Source organism: Mucilaginibacter sp. SG538B (assembly GCF_013376065.1).
Classification (GTDB): Bacteria; Bacteroidota; Bacteroidia; order Sphingobacteriales; family Sphingobacteriaceae; genus Mucilaginibacter; species Mucilaginibacter rubeus.
In genome coordinates this window covers 1,199,661-1,217,166 of sequence record NZ_JABMJI010000001.1, presented here as the reverse complement: position 1 = coordinate 1,217,166, position 17,506 = coordinate 1,199,661, and the positions used below count along the sequence as shown (strand labels likewise).

Annotated in this window: 13 protein-coding genes; 6 read left to right on the top strand and 7 right to left on the bottom strand. The window is 44.4% G+C overall.

Annotated elements, in window-relative coordinates; all coding sequences use genetic code 11:
- Positions 1-6 precede the first annotated feature (6 nt).
- Positions 7-1,191, bottom strand: coding sequence for a hypothetical protein (locus tag FHW88_RS04840; protein ID WP_176623575.1), 1,185 nt, complete (start codon positions 1,189-1,191; stop codon positions 7-9).
- 39 nt (positions 1,192-1,230) lie between these two features.
- Positions 1,231-1,815 (bottom strand): DUF4255 domain-containing protein, encoded by a 585-nt coding sequence (locus FHW88_RS04835; protein ID WP_090524152.1) that lies wholly within the window; start codon positions 1,813-1,815, stop codon positions 1,231-1,233.
- Positions 1,816-2,220: 405 nt separating this feature from the next.
- On the opposite strand from FHW88_RS04835, the gene FHW88_RS04830 reads away from it, so the two are divergent.
- Positions 2,221-2,817, top strand: coding sequence for an FMN-dependent NADH-azoreductase (locus FHW88_RS04830; protein WP_176623573.1), 597 nt, complete (start codon positions 2,221-2,223; stop codon positions 2,815-2,817).
- A 48-nt stretch (positions 2,818-2,865) separates the two neighbouring features.
- Here FHW88_RS04830 and FHW88_RS04825 read toward each other — a convergent pair whose 3' ends face one another.
- Positions 2,866-4,011 (bottom strand): metallophosphoesterase family protein, encoded by a 1,146-nt coding sequence (locus tag FHW88_RS04825; protein WP_218117129.1) that lies wholly within the window; start codon positions 4,009-4,011, stop codon positions 2,866-2,868.
- A gap of 113 nt (positions 4,012-4,124) precedes the next feature.
- On the opposite strand from FHW88_RS04825, the gene FHW88_RS04820 reads away from it, so the two are divergent.
- Positions 4,125-4,646: a protease gene (locus FHW88_RS04820; protein WP_176623571.1), complete on the top strand. Its 522-nt coding sequence runs from the start codon at positions 4,125-4,127 to the stop codon at positions 4,644-4,646.
- A gap of 195 nt (positions 4,647-4,841) precedes the next feature.
- Here the strand turns inward: FHW88_RS04820 and FHW88_RS04815 are convergent, their stop codons facing one another.
- The 4 genes from FHW88_RS04815 to FHW88_RS04800 form a co-directional block, all read right to left on the bottom strand.
- Positions 4,842-5,777 (bottom strand): sugar phosphate isomerase/epimerase family protein, encoded by a 936-nt coding sequence (locus tag FHW88_RS04815; protein ID WP_176623569.1) that lies wholly within the window; start codon positions 5,775-5,777, stop codon positions 4,842-4,844.
- A 3-nt stretch (positions 5,778-5,780) separates the two neighbouring features.
- Positions 5,781-6,638 (bottom strand): sugar phosphate isomerase/epimerase family protein, encoded by an 858-nt coding sequence (locus FHW88_RS04810; protein WP_176623567.1) that lies wholly within the window; start codon positions 6,636-6,638, stop codon positions 5,781-5,783.
- A 121-nt stretch (positions 6,639-6,759) separates the two neighbouring features.
- A complete protein-coding gene (locus FHW88_RS04805; RefSeq protein ID WP_176623565.1) occupies positions 6,760-10,200 on the bottom strand; it encodes a ThuA domain-containing protein in 3,441 nt (1,146 codons plus the stop codon).
- Positions 10,201-10,576: 376 nt separating this feature from the next.
- Positions 10,577-11,452 (bottom strand): AraC family transcriptional regulator, encoded by an 876-nt coding sequence (locus tag FHW88_RS04800; protein WP_176623563.1) that lies wholly within the window; start codon positions 11,450-11,452, stop codon positions 10,577-10,579.
- Between the two features lie 219 nt (positions 11,453-11,671).
- Between FHW88_RS04800 and FHW88_RS04795 the strand changes: the two genes are divergently transcribed.
- The 4 genes from FHW88_RS04795 (at position 11,672) to FHW88_RS04780 (ending at position 17,375) form a co-directional block, all read left to right on the top strand.
- Positions 11,672-12,901, top strand: a complete 1,230-nt coding sequence (locus FHW88_RS04795) for an enolase C-terminal domain-like protein (protein WP_176623561.1) — start codon at positions 11,672-11,674, stop codon at positions 12,899-12,901.
- Positions 12,902-12,910: 9 nt separating this feature from the next.
- Positions 12,911-13,675, top strand: a complete 765-nt coding sequence (locus FHW88_RS04790) for an SDR family NAD(P)-dependent oxidoreductase (protein WP_176623559.1) — start codon at positions 12,911-12,913, stop codon at positions 13,673-13,675.
- Between the two features lie 15 nt (positions 13,676-13,690).
- On the top strand, positions 13,691-14,989 hold the full coding sequence (gene fucP, locus FHW88_RS04785) for an L-fucose:H+ symporter permease (RefSeq protein WP_176623557.1): 1,299 nt from the start codon (positions 13,691-13,693) through the stop codon (positions 14,987-14,989).
- Between the two features lie 397 nt (positions 14,990-15,386).
- Positions 15,387-17,375 (top strand): SGNH/GDSL hydrolase family protein, encoded by a 1,989-nt coding sequence (locus FHW88_RS04780; RefSeq protein ID WP_176623555.1) that lies wholly within the window; start codon positions 15,387-15,389, stop codon positions 17,373-17,375.
- Positions 17,376-17,506 lie beyond the last annotated feature (131 nt).

The following is a 17,506-nucleotide window of genomic DNA, read 5'->3' as shown; positions in this document are numbered from 1 at the left end:
TACTTCCTAAAAAAATATGTCTGAAAAAATCTGATTGGTTTCTGGTTTAATAAGGGATGCCGTTGCATTGGGCAGGTCGATGGTGGTTGGATGATTATTTTTATCCTTCACTTTCACAGCTATGAAACCCTGCCGGGTAAGGGGCAGCGGGTTATCAGTTACTGATGCCGCGCCAAAAGTTTTACCTATATAGCGCCAGTAGGTTGCCCGGTTTTTAAACCGTAAACTAAACACCGGCGATTTAAGCGTGGTATCCGCCTGTAGCAGGTTATAAGTTGCACCGCTTGTTTTAACACAGATATCAATAAAAGCCCAGGCCGATGAGTCCATGCTGTAATAAAACGGAAAGTCGTCAGTATAACCTGCGGTTGCCAGGTGGGCAGTATATAAACCTTCCGGTAAATTGCCCATATCAGCTTTGATGATATTCAAAGGCCCGGTTTCCACACTGCCGGGCACGTTTACAACATTGCCAAAGCGATCTTTTATAGTGAGTACCGGGGTTTTATTAGCCACCGTAACCTGGTAAGTAAATATGCGTCCAAATTGGCGGATCAAATCATTATTACTTGCGTAGGCCAGCGGTTTTCCGCCTACCAGCGGATCAGCTACCCAGTTGCCCGCCGGGGTAGCGCCCGCTGCCGGATCAAGGTTATTCTTTTTCTGGGCGATAAATAATTTAGTTGGCGCAGCCTGGTTATCTACCAGCATATCGCCGGGGTAATAGTCGGTAGCAGCCTTGTACACATTCGGTGTCGCTGTTAAAAACGGCGCCACACGCGGCGAATACGAAGGATCGTTGGTAAAAAAGTATACCATACCATCCGGCGCCTTTAAAGGCAGTGAGCTATAGTTCGCAAAAAGCCCGTCGTTAATAGCCATACTAAAGCTAAATACGGTGTTATCCGGCGGTACTATCTGCGGCTGTTCCTTCGTGCCGTTTAAAGTATACGGAATGCCGGTAATAATGCCGGTTTCGGTCTGTTTATAAACCATGTGCAAGCCTGCGAACTTTGCCCTTGTAGCTTTAGTAGGCGTTACGCTCATGAAACTGCCTATATCATAACGCTCCAGCATGGCCAGGCGCGCGTCGGCACTCAGCGTGTCAAAGAGTGTGATCCCGTCATCCAGGTGATAATGATGACGGATGTCAACCTCAAAAAGCGTTTCGTAGTTCAGGTCCAGTACCATCGGGTTTATAATTTACAGGTTAATCGCCGGCACTAATCGTTAGCTCAATTTATCGCTCAATTCTATCTTTTTAATGATGCCTCGTGTTTCGGTCACATTATCGCGCAGTATTTCAATCAGCCTGACGCGGTACAATACGTATGGAAATTGTTTACCACCCAACGTGCTCCACAGGTAATTGGCCTGCTCAAATGTGGGCGAGTAGATATCAAGTATAAGGCGAAAATCGCCGAGGCCTACTTTCGTGGTCGGGCTGTTTTGTTTGGTAAAAGTGCTCTTCCCCTGAAAAAATTCGACGATATGAGACAGGAAGATCAGTGATTTTTCATAAGAAGAATGCAAACAAGCCGAAAACAAAACATACAGGTTAAGGTACATTGGCGCGTTGCGATAGTTAATATCATCGCCGTTGCGTACATAGTTCGGTATGTTTTTCATGGTAAACTCTTCGGATATATTTACCAGCGTTACCAGGATATTCTCAAGCCCTTTGATCTCATCATCGCTCAGGTGGGCCACGTTTTTAAGCTGGGTGAAGCTTGAGCTGAGCCCGCTGTTCCCGTCGGTTGTTTTGAGATAGTTATTTAACTGCTCGGCTAAAAAACTTACGGTTTGGTAAATCATGATAATTAGATGTTTATAGGTGGTTGCAGGTTAGCTGCTGATGTTAATCCAAAGTTGGGCATCTGGCTTTAGTAACAAGCAAGTGTATGCACGTTAATTACCACGTATTTATACGCAATCGACCCACGTACAAATACGTGGTAATGAATGGGTTAAAAAAACACAAAACCTTTAATCTATAGTTAAAACGGGCTTTTTTTGTTTAAGCATTTGCCGCCAAACAGGCCTTTGTTTAAAAACCATAAATTTTAGCGCTTCGCGGATCTGCACATTTCCGGTACTCCTGAACTTCAGATAATTCACCTAAAGGATACCACTATCCTAAAGGATACCGGTATCCTTCAGGATAGTGGTATCTTTTTGATAGTTATGAGAGGTAATTTTGCTGCTACAAAATAAAGAGCAATGAAAATATTACATCTCATCAGCAGCCCGAGGGGCGAAGCATCATTCAGCGTAAAATTAGGCAAGGCCATCGTAAGTGAATTACAATCGGCCCACCCGGATCATACTTTAATCACACATGATTTAACAGCTACCCCCTTCCCACACCTGGAAGAAGCACACATAACATCTTTTTTCACTCCTGAAGAAAAAAGGACACCCGAGCTTGTTGAAGCCGTTAAACATTCGGACGAGGCAATTGCCGAACTAATGAATGCCGATACCATAGTTATTGATGCACCGATGTACAACTTCGGCATTCCATCAACCTTAAAAACATGGATAGATCATGTTGCACGTGCAGGCAAAACTTTCAAATACGATGGAAAAACACCTGAGGGATTAGTTAAAAATAAAAAAGTATACCTTGCCATTTCATCCGGCGGAGTATATTCTGAAGGATTCATGAAAGCTTATGATTTCACTGAGTCCTATTTAAGGGCTGTGCTGGGCTTTATGGGGATGACGGATATTAAAGCATTTAGAGTTGAGGGCGTAAAGGTACCGGGCATGCAGGAAATTGCTTTAGATAAAGCGATACAGGCAATTGAGCTTTAATATTAAAACATCCGGAGGAAGTAGTTCCTTTCTTCGGGTGTTTTTGTTTTAAATTTTAATAACAAAGCTATCCGTTAAAACAGCTGTATTTTCGTCCTCATCAGCTAAAGTGTAATATTCACCGGTTAAGGTGAGCCCATTATTGTTAATCTTTTCAACAGCGATCTTTAAAAAACCATGACGGGTATCGCAACTGTATTCAAGGCTAACCCCATCAAACCTGGAATCTTCGGCAGTAAAACCCGTATTGTCGGTCAAAGCAACTGGATGCAATTCATCAAAGCCTCCGGTACCGGCAACAATATAAGGCATCATGGTTAAGTCATTATATTCCTTACTGAAACGCTGATAATTGTGTACGTGCCCGCTAAAAACTATATCAGGCCTGATGCCGGTTTCTTCAAAAACACCTTCTAAAAAATCAATCATCGGCAAACTGGCTCCATGATTAATATCTGCCGAATAAGGGGCATGGTGCATACAAAGGATAATTGCCTTATCTGGCCGCTGCATATCGGCAGATCGCAGTTCCTCCATAAACCATTCACGCTGCTCGCGGGTAACAACGCCATACTTAGGTACATTGGTATGTAAACCGATGATGGTTGCCAGCGGGGTGTCCATTGTCCAGTAAATATTGGGCTGCGGCATGCTTTTGCGGTCTATCCTTCGGCTCAGCATTACCGGGCGCGAAACAGTATCACAAAACACAGTTGTAAAAGCATCAAGGCTTTGATACGGCATTGCAGCAGCAGGATTTACATCACTATCATGGTTACCGGCTATCGCGAATATCGGCCCCGGATAAAGGCTATAGGGTTCAAAAAACTGCTCATAATAGTTTTGAGCCTCTCCGTAGTTGTAAACAACATCACCTAAATGGTACAAAAACTTTGGTTTACCGGCGCCGGAAAGCACTTTATACTGTGCGGCCATTAAAGCTGCTATGCGCCTTTGCGAACCCGGATTACGGATGCTGCCGGTATCCCCTACCATATGAAAAACCATTTTGTCATCAGCAATGCCGTGCACTACATCATGTATGGATAGATGATAGGGATAATTGCCGGAGGGCTCGGGCAGGGGCTGAAATTTATAGCTGTCATCCGGCTGATCTTTTTTGATGACCGGGCCTGTGTGTTTTAACGAGGAAATTAAAGCCATCTGCTCCATGATGTCAACAAAATTACGCAACCTAATATTAAGGCAGGGTTAAATTGGGGTTTAGGGTTTAACAGGGCCAGCCTGAAATCACGGGTTCAAAATTCTATCAGGCCAATGGTAATTGAAGTGCTTACCTTTGCGGCATGAAAAACTACAAAATAATCTTATCTGCAACCCTGCTTACTTTATCGGCATGTACTGTTAATCATGTTAAAAACACATCTGCCGGTTCTGATTCTGCTAAAAATCAAAGTTCTGCCCCTGCTATAAGCGCCAGCCTGTTTGCCAAAATGCAAATAAAGCCCACAATTAAAATTGGAGACGCCGTTGAGCTAAAATTCACCGTTTACAACGATGCCGACACAGCCCGTCAATTTTGCAAATGGCATACCCCATTTGAGCCATTGATGAGCAAATACCTCGACGTAAAAGATGCAAGCGGTCAGGAAATGCTGTACAAAGGCGCAATGGCCAAAAGAATTATGCCGCCACCGCCCAGCAGCTATATTAAGGTTAATCCTAAAGATAGCCTATCGGCCACCATTGACCTGCTAAAGGCTTATGACATCAGTAAACCGTCGAAATATACTGTTATTTACGTAGGGCAGAATATGAGCAGGCTTACCGTGAAAGACAGTGTAGCTTTTGTTTATGAAGGGAAGTAAAAAAGGAAAGATTTAATATTTGGTGCTTATTTATGCTCATCGATGGTGAGCTTTTAAAATCCGCTCTTGAGAGGGGCGCGGGTAAATGAGCGGTAGCAGGGGTGTATTTCTGCGGTAGACTTATCAAAGCAGAAACACACCCCTCCGCCCCTCTCAAGAGGGGAATCACACAATCCCACCTCTTTTATATGTTCTTCAAGAGGCTACCTCCTTCATTTTCTTCAACGCGGTTTTGGCCACCGTTAAAGCATCCTGTGCATAATAACTTTTATTAAAAACCTCGAACGAGATCACCAGCGGCTGTTCGGGGTTTTTAACTATTTGCAGGATCTGTTTAAGCGGGGCAATACCGTCTCCGCAATAGATCCTGTCGGGTTCGGAGATCAGCTCAGGACTGATACCTGCCGGATAATCATTTACGTGAAAAATATCCAGGGCATGATGGCCTACATAATTGAGGCTTTCCGCTGCCGACTGGCCTTTAAAAATGTGGAACACATCGAGTAAAATACGGGCATTCGCGTTACCACACTGTGTAGTTACATAAAGTACCTGGCTTATATGTTTCAGATTTTGTGAGCCTCCCCACATTTCCAGTTGAGGCATAACACCGGTTTCCTCGCCCATTTTCAGGATGGTTAGGTATCGTTCAGTAACCATATCCAGATCAAGTACCGGGCCTTTGGTCACGCCCGCCGGAGGGGCTGCAATGCGATGACAGCCTATCTGTGCCAGCATGTCCATTTCCCGTTGAAGCTGCTCCAGCGCTTTTTTACGGGTAGGTTCATCATTGGCCAGCCATGGGGCAAAACCTATGGCATCTTCAATTTTAAGGCCTAAGCCCGCGATGATCTTTTTGGCTTCGGTTAATGACCCGCCGCTTTGCAGATAAGTTTGCAGGGTATCTATCCAGATCTCTACTGAGGTAAAACCGGCTTTGGCAGCTACTTCAAGCTCTTTAACAAAACCAAGATTATGCCCGCGGATGGTGCTCATGTTTAGCGAGTAAACAAAACCATTGCCTTTTTTTGGCGCTATCGGTGCAGCCGCCATTCCAGCTTCGCTCAATACGGCGGCGCCCGCCGTTAAACCAATCGCTTTTAACACTTGCCTGCGGTTTAAATTACTCATATACTAATCCTTTAAACCTTTCAGATAGGCAATGGTAACCGGCAATTGCTGACTGTACGATGGACTTTCATCCTCGATAAAGTAGTGTTTAATACCCGCCTTTTTTGCAGCTTTCAACACTCCGGGGATATCAATTTGCCCGGTGCCTAATGCTACGTCATTTTTTGTATCGGTGCCACCTGTAAGGTCGTTAGCTACGCCTTTGCGGATATCTTTCAGGTGCATCAGTTTCATCCTCGACGGATACTTATTGATCAATGCAGCCGGATCCTGCCCGCCATGGAACGACCACAGGATATCTATCTCGAACGAGACATATTTCGGATCGGTATTTTGGGCGATATAATCAAACAATGTACCATCGTTATAAGTGCCAAACTCGTAACCGTGATTATGGTAACAGAAGGTTAAACCCGCTTCACTCAAGATCTTACCCACCCGATTAAAATCGGCAGCGGCTTTCTTGGCATCATCCAAAGTAAACTCTTTACCATGTGGAATCCAGGCAACCATCACATATTTGGCACCCAGTATTTTAGCCTGTTTAATAATACTACCAGGATCGTTCACAATGGCCTCATACCCGGCCCCGGTTGATGGGATGCTGATACCCCGTTCATCGCACATTTTCCTGAACTCTTCGGGCGGCATCCCTTTCGGCCCTTCGCCTTCAATTTCAGTGATGCCCAATGATTTTATAGTATCCAGCACAGCGGCGGTAACTTTTGGCATACTGCTCCGAAATGTATAAGCCTGCACACCTATAGCACCGGTAAACAAGGGCTTGTTTTGTGCCGATGCTTTGTTTTGCCCAAAGGCCATGGCGGCTAAAAGAGCAATAAACAAGATTGATTTTTTCATGTTTTAATCAGGATTAAAAAAAGGCATCATTGCGAGGTACGAAGCAATCGCAAACTATACAGAGCGCATCCGCCTATTGGGGATTGCTTCGTACCTCGCAATGACGTTATTAATAATAAAACTATTCAACAAACTCAATACCTTTCAAATTTAAAATACCGTCACTCGGCTTAGAATGTTTTATCGCGAAGAAATACACATCGTGCTTTCCGTTCACGGGCTTGCTTAAAGCGCCGGTTACTTCGCCGGTTTTATCCCAGGAACCCGTGGTTGAATAAGCCACAGAGCTGATCACTGGCCCGGCCTGCGAATCGATCCTCACCTCTATCTCCCCGTCATAATCCTTCGATGCATATGTATAAGCAAACTTGCTAATGTTGGTCAGGTCAATATTCCTAAACAGTACATATGATTTATGGTTACCTGCCGACAGGTCATCTTTAAATCTATTAAAGCCTTTCAACTCATCGGCATAAACAGCCTTCTCTGCAGCATTCCGCAACACCACCATATCCGTAGCTTTCAGCGGACCAACAACTTTACCGCCCTTATCGGTATAAGATGCCAGCAGCGTGTATTCTCCGCGCGGTTCGGCATCATTAAATTTCAGATTGAGTGTTCCGGTTAAGGGCAAAGGCAATACCGGGCTCTTTTTATCCGTAAGCGAAAAAATGTATTTCACTATTTCTCGCGTATCGGCATTTGATAGTTGCGGATGCGCACTCATTACATGCTCGGTACCCCAGCTACCCGCGCCGCCCGCAATTATCTTTTTGGAGAGCTGATTAATAGCTCCCTTTTGTGTTTTGTACCGATTTGCAATAGCTAAAAAGCTTGGTCCAACGGCGGTTTTGTTAATAGTATGGCACGATTTGCAATCACTATTAGCCATCAGCCCCTTACCCGGATAGCTTACCTCGGTAGTTGACAAAGCCGTTAAGTTTTGTGTGGTACTATTGGCCGAGGGCTGCGGGTTATAGATATAAAATAATTTTACCTTTTTGGGATCTATTTTACCGTCCTCCTTATCACTAACCACTACATGGTAGCGGAAAGGCTTGCCTTTCCAGATGAATGATTTATTATCAGCACTGGCTATGGTAACTTCGGGTTTGGTATTGCCAACCCTTACAATTACCGTATCCCGACCGGACAAGCCGCCCTTGTCAGTTACCTTCAATATGGTTTTATAAACACCCGGCTTAGTAAAAGTATAACTTGCCGATGGAGTGGCAGCCCCAACAGTTTTACCATCAAACAACCACTGATAAGTTATCTTATCGTCGTCATCTAAATCTTTACTGTTCTGGCTGCTGAAAGTTACCTTAAGCGGGGCCTGGCCGGCTATTTCCTTTTTAGCCGGAAACTCTTTTAACTCCGCGGTTAAAAACCTGGTTTTGGCGAATTTATTAAATGCAGCTGTGTCCGAAATACTTGCTTTGGCAATCGGAGCACGGTTGCCGGTATTGTATTCAATCTTAACCAAACGGGCGTCTTCATTTTGGGCTCCGTAAACCGAACCGTATTCCAGCATATACAAAGCACCATCCGGTCCAAATTCCATATCAATAGGCCGGCGGAAATCGCCGCTGGCAGGCATGAAAGCTTCGTTGCGTAAATAATTCTCATTCTTGTCAAACCTAAGGTCTATCACCCAGTTGCGCATCCAGTCGGCCACAAACAAGGTGCCGTCATAATATTCAGGGAATTTGTTCGGATTTTTGATATTCTTATCAAACTCATAAAAATCGCCGCCAATGGCACAGCGGCCACCCATACCCAACTCGGGAAACTCGTCGGAAGCAGCATACGGATACCAGATCATGGCCGGGGTAGCAGGAGGTAGTATGTTTAAGCCGGTGTTATTCGGCGAATTGTTTACCGGTGCTTTAGGATCAAAATTTGGCCCTGGTTTGGCATTCACAAAATCCCAGTGCGAGTAGGCAAAGTTGTTCCCCACAAAATATGGCCAGCCAAAGTTGCCTGCTTTGCGCGCCTGGTTAAACTCATCGTACCCACGTGGCCCGCGCGGTGAATCTTTACCTGCATCGGGCCCAATCTCGCCCCAGTATAAAACCGAGGTTTTGGGATTTACCGCAATCCGGTATGGATTACGGCAGCCCATAACATAAATTTCGGGCTTGGTTTTAGCCGTACCTTTCGGGAAAAGATTTCCTTCGGGGATGGTGTACGTGCCGTCAGCCTCGGGGTGGATCCGCAGGATCTTGCCTTTAAAATCATTGGTATTGCCGGCGCTCCGCTGCGCGTCAAGACTGTAATGCTCTGTTCCGGGGCGCTCATCCAGCGGTGCATAACCATCAGAAGGAAAAGGGCTTGAGCTATCACCTGTTGACAAGTACAGGTTTTTATCCTTATCCCAGGCCAGTGAGCCACCGTGGTGAGCACCGCTCACCTTTTGTACAGGCACTTTAAGCAGTACTTTTTCCGATTTAAGGTCGAGTACATCCGCCGGACTTAACTTGAAGCGCGAAAGCTGGAAATTAAGCGGTTCAATGGTTTGCCCGGCGGGCATATAGTAGATATAAACAAATTGGTTCCTGTCAAAATCAGGGTCGAGCGTGAGGCCGATAACACCCGTACCACCTTCATAGGTGATCGGGAATTTATGGATTAATTTAAACTTATTGGTTTTGGTATTATAAACGGAAAAATTGCCCAATAACTGGGTGAAAAACACACGACCATCCTTTGCTGCCGCCAGTTCCATGGGCGAAGCGATGTTACTTACCAGCACAGTTTTGATAAAACGACTTTGATCGGGCGCTACTTTAGAATATGATTTACCATAATCAAGCGGTTTGCCATTGCCCATCGCATATTTGATCCCGCCGAGCAATTGTCCCAAAAACAGGGGGTCGCTGTAGCTTTCGTCGGTATGGCCGCAGCCTGTATAAAATGCCCGGCCGCCATCAAACTCATGATACCAGGTTATGGGATGATTGGCTCCGTTGGTGCCTCCGTCGTAAGTATTTTCATCGAGACTTGCCAGCACATGGATGCCACTATATATAGATTTGTAATTGTACCATTCGTCAGTACGCTCCCACCTTGTGGGCAAGTTGGCAGTGGCCGGCTGGCTTTTATCGGTTACATCTATTGTTGCCTTGCGAATGTTGGAATTATTGGGATGGCTTGAAAAATAGGCGCCAACCAGTTTGCCGTACCATGGCCAGTCGTACTCGGTATCAGCCGCGGAGTGTACACCCATAAAACCGCCGCCTGCCTGTATGTAACGTTCAAAAGCTGCCTGCTCAACGGCATTAAGCACATTGCCGGTGGTGCAGTTAAATATTACTGCCCGGTATTTCTTCAGATTATCGTCATTAAAATTAACAGAGTTGGTGGTGGTATCCACATCAAAGCCATTCTCGTTACCTAATTTTTGAATGGCCGCTATCCCAAACGGGATGCATGAGTGGTGCCAGCCCAAAGTTTTTGAAAACACCAGCACACGCGGCTTGTCAGACGGCTTTTTAAAGGAATAGAGCAGGAAAGTTAATCCTGTCAAAAAAACGAAGGTGAGTTTTGTTTTTAATGACATGTTTGAGGTTATTATTGGTTTACATTTAATGAACAGCTATAAAAGCAACATTAATCCATCGCCTTGCTAAAAGGATTTATGTACAAGGCAAAAAAATATGAAATACAGTATCGCTAAAAAGGCTGTTCAACAATTGGCTAACACAATATTACTATTTAAAAAACTCACTGTGTATTAATTACACTTTTATTTTTGGCAGGAATGGATTTGTAATTGAATTGTTACTACCATCAATACAAGATGGGATCTGCCGGATGCAGAAGTGCATAACCGAGCCTCCGCCGGCTTCATTCTGAAGGTAAGGTGAGGAACATTTTTAATAAAGTAAGTCACCTTGCAGCGAAAGCTCACTTCGCCGGTAAGTAATCGTCATATATTAAGACAAAATCTGGTTCCGGTACTGACGCGGGCTTACCTTTTTAATCACTTTAAAAAAGCGGTTAAAGTTTGATACATTATTAAAACCGCATTCATAGGCTATATCTGTAATACTGTTATCTTTATTACTTAGCAGCTTGCAGGCATAACCAATTCTTGTTTCATTTACAAACTGGGTAAACGACTTTTGGGTACGCGCCTTAAAAAACCGGCAAAAGGCAAATGTGTTCATGTTAGCCACATCGGCAATAGTGTTTAGTGAGATATCCTCCCTGAAATTGTCAAAAATATACTTAAACACCTGGTCCATACGCTTACTGTCATGATACTGATAGTAATTGATATAGTTGATACTGGCCAGCAGGTTATGCTCCGGGTCTGCACTCATGATATTAAGGATCTCGAGCAGGGTGATGATCCTTTGCAACCCTTCCTGCTGTACTATCTGGTACATCAGTTTTATTACCATATCACGGCTTTTACCCTTTAGCTCCATCCCTCTTTGTGCCTTACTTAAAAACAACTCCACTTTGCGTATGCTACCAAATGCTGAAAGATTCATGAGCAATTTTGACGGATTGAAGTGAATAGATAATGAATGCGCATAATATTCAGGGTCATCCTCGTTGGGTTGTTCCTGGGTATTATGCCAAACATGCGGAATATTTGAACCAAGAAAAATAAGCTCCCCGCTTTCAAAATAATCAACCAGATCGCCGATGATGCGCTTGCCCGAGCCTTTTACAATGTGTACCAACTGGCATTCTTCATGAAAATGGAACTCACTTGAGAAAAAAGGAAGCTTTACTTCCCTGGCAACAAACAGGTCTTCTGACTGTACCCCGTCAGACAATACGGCTAAAATTGGTTTCATTTTAACAAAACATGAAGAGAAAAGCTAAATATAAGCAAAAATACTATCGAAAGTTGCCAATTAAAGTGAAAGTAAAAAATCAAACCGCGCTAATTTTACAGCATCATACCTTATCCGGAAAGGTATAATAAACCGATTTATAAACACAAGGAACAAGATTTCATTACGGCTTTTCGGCATAGAACGGCCTGAAACTATTTGCAAAATATATTTACCTACATGTACATCAATAAAATTGAAGTTACCGACAAGCGTTTTAATTTAGGCAATGGCGCCGGTTCTGACGCAGTAAACGATTCAACCCAGTATGCTTATGCCATTTGTGAGCTGCATACTGCCAGCGGCGTAACAGGCGTTGGCCTGGCCTTTACTCTGGGGGCCGGTAACGACCTGGTATGCAAAGCTATCCAATATCTTTCCGGAACACTTAAAGGACGTGAGATTGAAGAACTTATGGCCGATTTTGGTTCGGTTTACCGTTCGATACTGGATTCGCCCACCTACCGCTGGCTGGGTCCGCACAAAGGTGTAATGCAGCTGGCGCTGGCAGCCATAGTAAATGCTTGTTTCGATCTTTGGGCCAAAAGCCGGCAGGTACCGCTCTGGAAACTTTTGCTTGATTTAAGCCCGAAAGAACTGGTGGCAACGCTCGACCTCAACTACCTTGAAGATGTATTGACTGTTGAAGAAGCAGAAAACATTTTAAAGGGCAATTTTCCAGGCCGCACATTACGCAATGGTGTTTTACAAACAGGTTATAAGGCTTACGATACATCAGTAGGCTGGTTTAACTATTCTGACGAGAAGATCAAAGAGAACGTAGCCCGCGCCATTGACCGGGGATTTACCGCGATGAAGTTAAAAGTTGGCTCAGATGATCCGCAGCGCGATATCCGCAGGGCAAAACTGGTACGTACCCAGGCAGGCGACAAAACAACCATTATGCTGGATGCTAACCAGAAATGGAACCTGCCGCAGGCCATCTCCATATGTAAAGAATTAAGTTCAATCAATCCTTACTGGATAGAGGAACCCACCCACCCTGATGATGTTTTGGCGCATCAAACACTGGCTAAAGAAATTGCGCCGCTTAAAATTGCTGCCGGCGAACATATCCCCAATAAAATCATCTTTAAAAACTTTTTGCAGGCCGGGGCTATGGATTTTTGCCAGGTTGATTGTGTGCGGGTGGGCGGTGTATCTGAATTTTTGACGATAAGCCTGCTGGCAAAAAAATTCAACATACCCGTAGTGCCGCATGTAGGTGATATGGGGCAGATCCATCAGCACTTAGTGCTGTTTAACCATGTGGCTATTGGTCATGAAAACTTATTTTTGGAACACATACCGCATTTGGCCAAATACTTTAAAAATCCGGCCAATATTAGCGGGGGCTATTACGCTGTGCCTGCAGAAGCAGGCAACAGCAGCGACCTGATAACCACCTAAAAACCCAAAATGAACCAATTATTAAACAAAGTAATATTTATTACCGGAGGCGCATCGGGCATTGGCCTGGCCTGCGCCGAAGCTTATATCCGTGAGGGAGCAACCATTTTTATAATGGATATAAATGAACGCGCCCTTTATAAAGCACTCGACCATTTTGGTGGTAACAATGAAGGTATTGCCGGTGATGTATCAAAGGCGGCTGATGTAAAGGCTGCTTTCGATGCCATACGGAAACACTACGGCAGGCTTGATGCTATTCATAACAATGCCGCTATAGCCCATCCCTCAAAACCGGTTGACGAAACCGAAGAGGATGAATGGGATGTGCTGATGAATATCAATCTTAAAAGCCTGTATTGGACAACCAAATATGGTATTGATCTGCTCAAAGTTTCAAAAGGCTGCATTTTAAACACCAGCAGCATGGCGGGCGATATAGGTCAAAGCCTCCATGCTGCTTATACCGCAACCAAAGGCGGCATCAATGCCCTAACCAAGTCAATGGCGCTTGATTATGCGCGATATGGCATCAGGGTAAATGCTGTTTCGCCTGCCGGCGTATGGACACCATTGCTTAAACAATGGGCAGCCGAACAGCCCGATCCCGGATCGATAGAAAAATACCTGAATGAGATTCATGCATTAGGTTACTGCCCCGAGGGCGATGTAGTAGCCGATGCCGCAGTTTTCCTGCTTTCGGACGCGGCACGGTTTGTAACCGGCTGCATTATGCCTGTAAGCGGCGGCGCCGAACTTGGATACAGACGATAAAACGAGATCTTAACCATGAACAAAACCAACAGTAACGCATCAAAATACCTGGCTCCGCTGCTGATAGTAATGAGCCTGATGTTTTTCTGGAATCTGAGCCGCAACATTAATGATGTGCTGATCCCGCACCTGAAAAGGGCCTGCCAGCTAACTGATCTGCAATCGTCGCTGATCCAGTCGGCATTTTTTGGCGCTTATTTTTTGATGGCTTTGCCTGCCGGTCGCTTTATCGAAAAAATGGGTTACAGAGCAGGGATGCTTACCGGTTTGATTTTGGCGGCTATTGGCGCCGCCATATTTTATCCGGCAGCAACCACCAGGTATTATCCTGTGTTCCTGCTGGCATTGTTTACCATGGCATCAGGCTTTGCCATACTGGAGGTTACGGCTACTCCCTATATTTCAAAACTTGGCGACCCGGATCATGCATCCAGCCGGTTAAGCCTGGCGGCTGCAGTTGGTTCCATGGGCGCTACAATAGGGCCCTTCATCGGTTCTAAATTTTTATTGCACGAAAAGGATATCCCTGCAAAGCTTATCCAATCCTTTAGCCCCGAACAACTAAAGGCGTTTTTAAACAACGAGGCGCATTTGGTTATCCCACCCTATCTGACACTGGCTGCGCTATTTATTGCCCTTTGCGTGGTACTTTATTTTTTGAAATTACCGGTTATGCATGAAGGTAACAACCGTCAAAAACTATCGGGAGTATTTAAATTCAAGCATACTATGCTGGGCGTATTAGCAGTTTTTGCCTATTTGGGTGCCGAAGTTGGCGTGGTGAGTTTTATCATTAGGTATACAAAGTCCTTAAATATTACAGGTATTACCGAGCAAAAATCGGCCCTGTTTATCACGCTTTACATGGCGTTGGTTTTAGCCGGGCGCTTGCTGGGGGCGTTTTTACTTAAGCAGGTTAAACCCAATAAAGTGCTTACCCTATGCAGCATAGGTGCGTTTACGCTGGTATTGGTATCGGTACTTACGGGTGGTTATGTATCCATAATCTCGCTGTCAATAGTAGGACTGTTTACCTCCGTGATGTATCCTATCATATTTACGCTCAGCATCAAAAATATAGGCGATTATACAAAGGTTGCTTCGTCATTACTTATTATGGGAGTGGTAGGCGGTGCTGTTATCCCGCCAATAATGGGCTTGATATCAGACCATTCAGGCATCAGGATGGCATTCATTGCGCCGCTGGTGTGCTATGTATACGTATTATATTACGGACTGAAGGGTTATGTTGTAAAAAACAAGCTTTATTCCGATGAGCCGGAAGAACCTCTGTTAACAGTAATTGGACATTAACTTTTACCAAACTTACGAAGTTTTAAAAACTTCGTAAGTTTCTGAACCTTCACCCCTCTTGATGCTGCCATGAACCATCATCAATGAACCATGAACTAAAAGCAACCAATGCCATATTGCACAACTTTTTGCATTTCAATATTATTTTGTTGTGAAAACTACACTTAATACAACTAAATTGTTTCAGCAAGTCACTTTTTGCCCGAAATCAAAAAATCGATGTCAAAATAGTATCGAAACAAATCAATTTAAGTGCAATTTATTGTTAATACCCTCCATATTTTTACCCTGATTATAAACGCCAGCTACTAAAAGTTTACAAAACATTTTTAATCAGAAACAGCAATCCCCAAAAAGGACGAAGTTTTTGAAGTGGAATTTTTATATCCAAAATTGAATGATTAAAGCTTTACTAATTACGCTATTATTGGGGTTCACAGCTGGTACTGTCTTAGCTCAAAACCAACAAATTGACGACACAGGCAATGCCCCTGCCTTATATACTATTCAACATACAGCTAATGATAGCTGGAAAGGTTTTGAACGTGTCAATATTACCATAGGCGCTCACAAAGCCTACTATGTAAAACCTGAAAAGGCGCTCGAAGGTAATCCATGGGTTTGGCGGGCTTCATTTCCTGATTGGCATACCGATATCGACAGCATCCTGCTAACCAAAGGCTTTCATGTCGCTTTCGTGAATGTTGATGATCAATATGGCAGCCCTTATGCTTTGCAGGTTTGGGATGCTTTTTATCAGTATTTAACAACTAAACAAGCTTTCGCTGCCAAAGTTGCCCTTGAAGGCGTTAGTCGTGGCGGTTTATATGTATATGGCTGGGCCAAACGCAATCCTGATAAAATTAGTTGCATTTATAATGAAGCCCCTGTTTGCAATATTCAAAGCTGGCCGGGAGGTAAACTAAGTGCCCCGGGCGATGCCGCTCTGTGGAAACAGCTGCAACAGGTGTATCACATTACCGAACAACAAGCGCTTGATTACAAAGACAATCCTATTGATAACCTTGATGGCCTTGCTGCTTTTAAAGTACCCGTTATGCACATCATAGGTATAAACGACAAGTTGGTACCTAATGCCGAAAACACCAATATCCTTGCTCAACGCTATAACGCGTTAGGCGGGCCGATGATGATATACCCGGTAACTGCCGGTCCGCAGGAGTTGAACGGGCACCACTTCCCTATTGAACATCCTGAACGCTGGGCTGATATGATCATGGGCTACAGTTATCCGGTAAAAAAAGTGCTGCCATATACCGATTACTTTATAACCCGTAGCGGCTTGGCCAACAGTCTCAGTGTATTCAGTGCAGGCAAGAAAGCTACAGTAGCTTTTTTAGGCGGATCAATTACCTATAACCCCGGTTGGCGCGAAAAGATAAGCCGCTACCTTATCGAACGCTTTCCTTTAACCAGCTTTCATTTTATACAGGCTGGCATCCCCTCGTTAGGTAGTGTGCCGCATGCTTTCCGCTTGCAGCGGGATGTGCTTGATTCGGGCAAAGTTGATTTGATGTTTGTTGAGGCTGCGGTAAATGACAATGTGAACGGGCTGGACAGCCTGACCGAGGTACGGGCGCTGGAAGGTATTGTAAGGCATGCAAAAAAGGCCAATCCGCTGATGGACATCGTCATGATGTCATTTGTTGATCCGGATAAGATCAGGGATTACAACAATCGCAAAACCCCGCTGCAAATCAAAAATCATGAATTAATTGCAGGACATTACGGCTTGCCGTCCATTAACCTGGCCAAAGAAGTTACTGATAAGCTCAATAACCATGAATTTTCATGGCAATATGATTTTAAAGACCTCCACCCGGCCATTTACGGGCAGGAGCTTTATTTCGCCACAATAAAAAGCCTGCTTAATTCATGTTTTGACAAACAGCAGGCTGCTGCTATTAAAGCCAATCCATTACCCAAACCGCTTAACGCGCTTAACCTCAACAATGGCCGCTATTACAGTATTCAAAACGCAAAAAATTTGAACGGATGGGCCGTTAACCCCGATTGGGCACCCAACAATAACCTGAGCACCCGCCCTGGCTTTGTACATAAACCGATGCTTATTGCTACAAAACCAGGCTCATCATTAACATTGCCATTTACCGGCACCGCTATTGGAATGGCTATTGTATCCGGACCGGATGCCGGCATTATCAGCTACAGCATTGACGGAAGCACTGAGAAAACGATGGACCTGTACACGGAGTTCAGCTCATGGATTTATCTGCCCTGGTATGTAACCTTTAGTACCGACCTCAAAAAAGGCCAGCACACGCTCAGCCTGAAAATTGAAACCGATAACAACAAAAACAGCAAGGGGAACACGTGCCAGGTACTCTATTTTTTAACCAATTGATTTTTTTAACAAACAGCAATACGCCGTAAACGCAGCTCAAAACTTTTAATTGTCAACTTAACATATCTAAAAAATGATGAAACCTTTTACTAATGGAAAAACCTTTTACCATCTGCGCATTTAAATGGCAC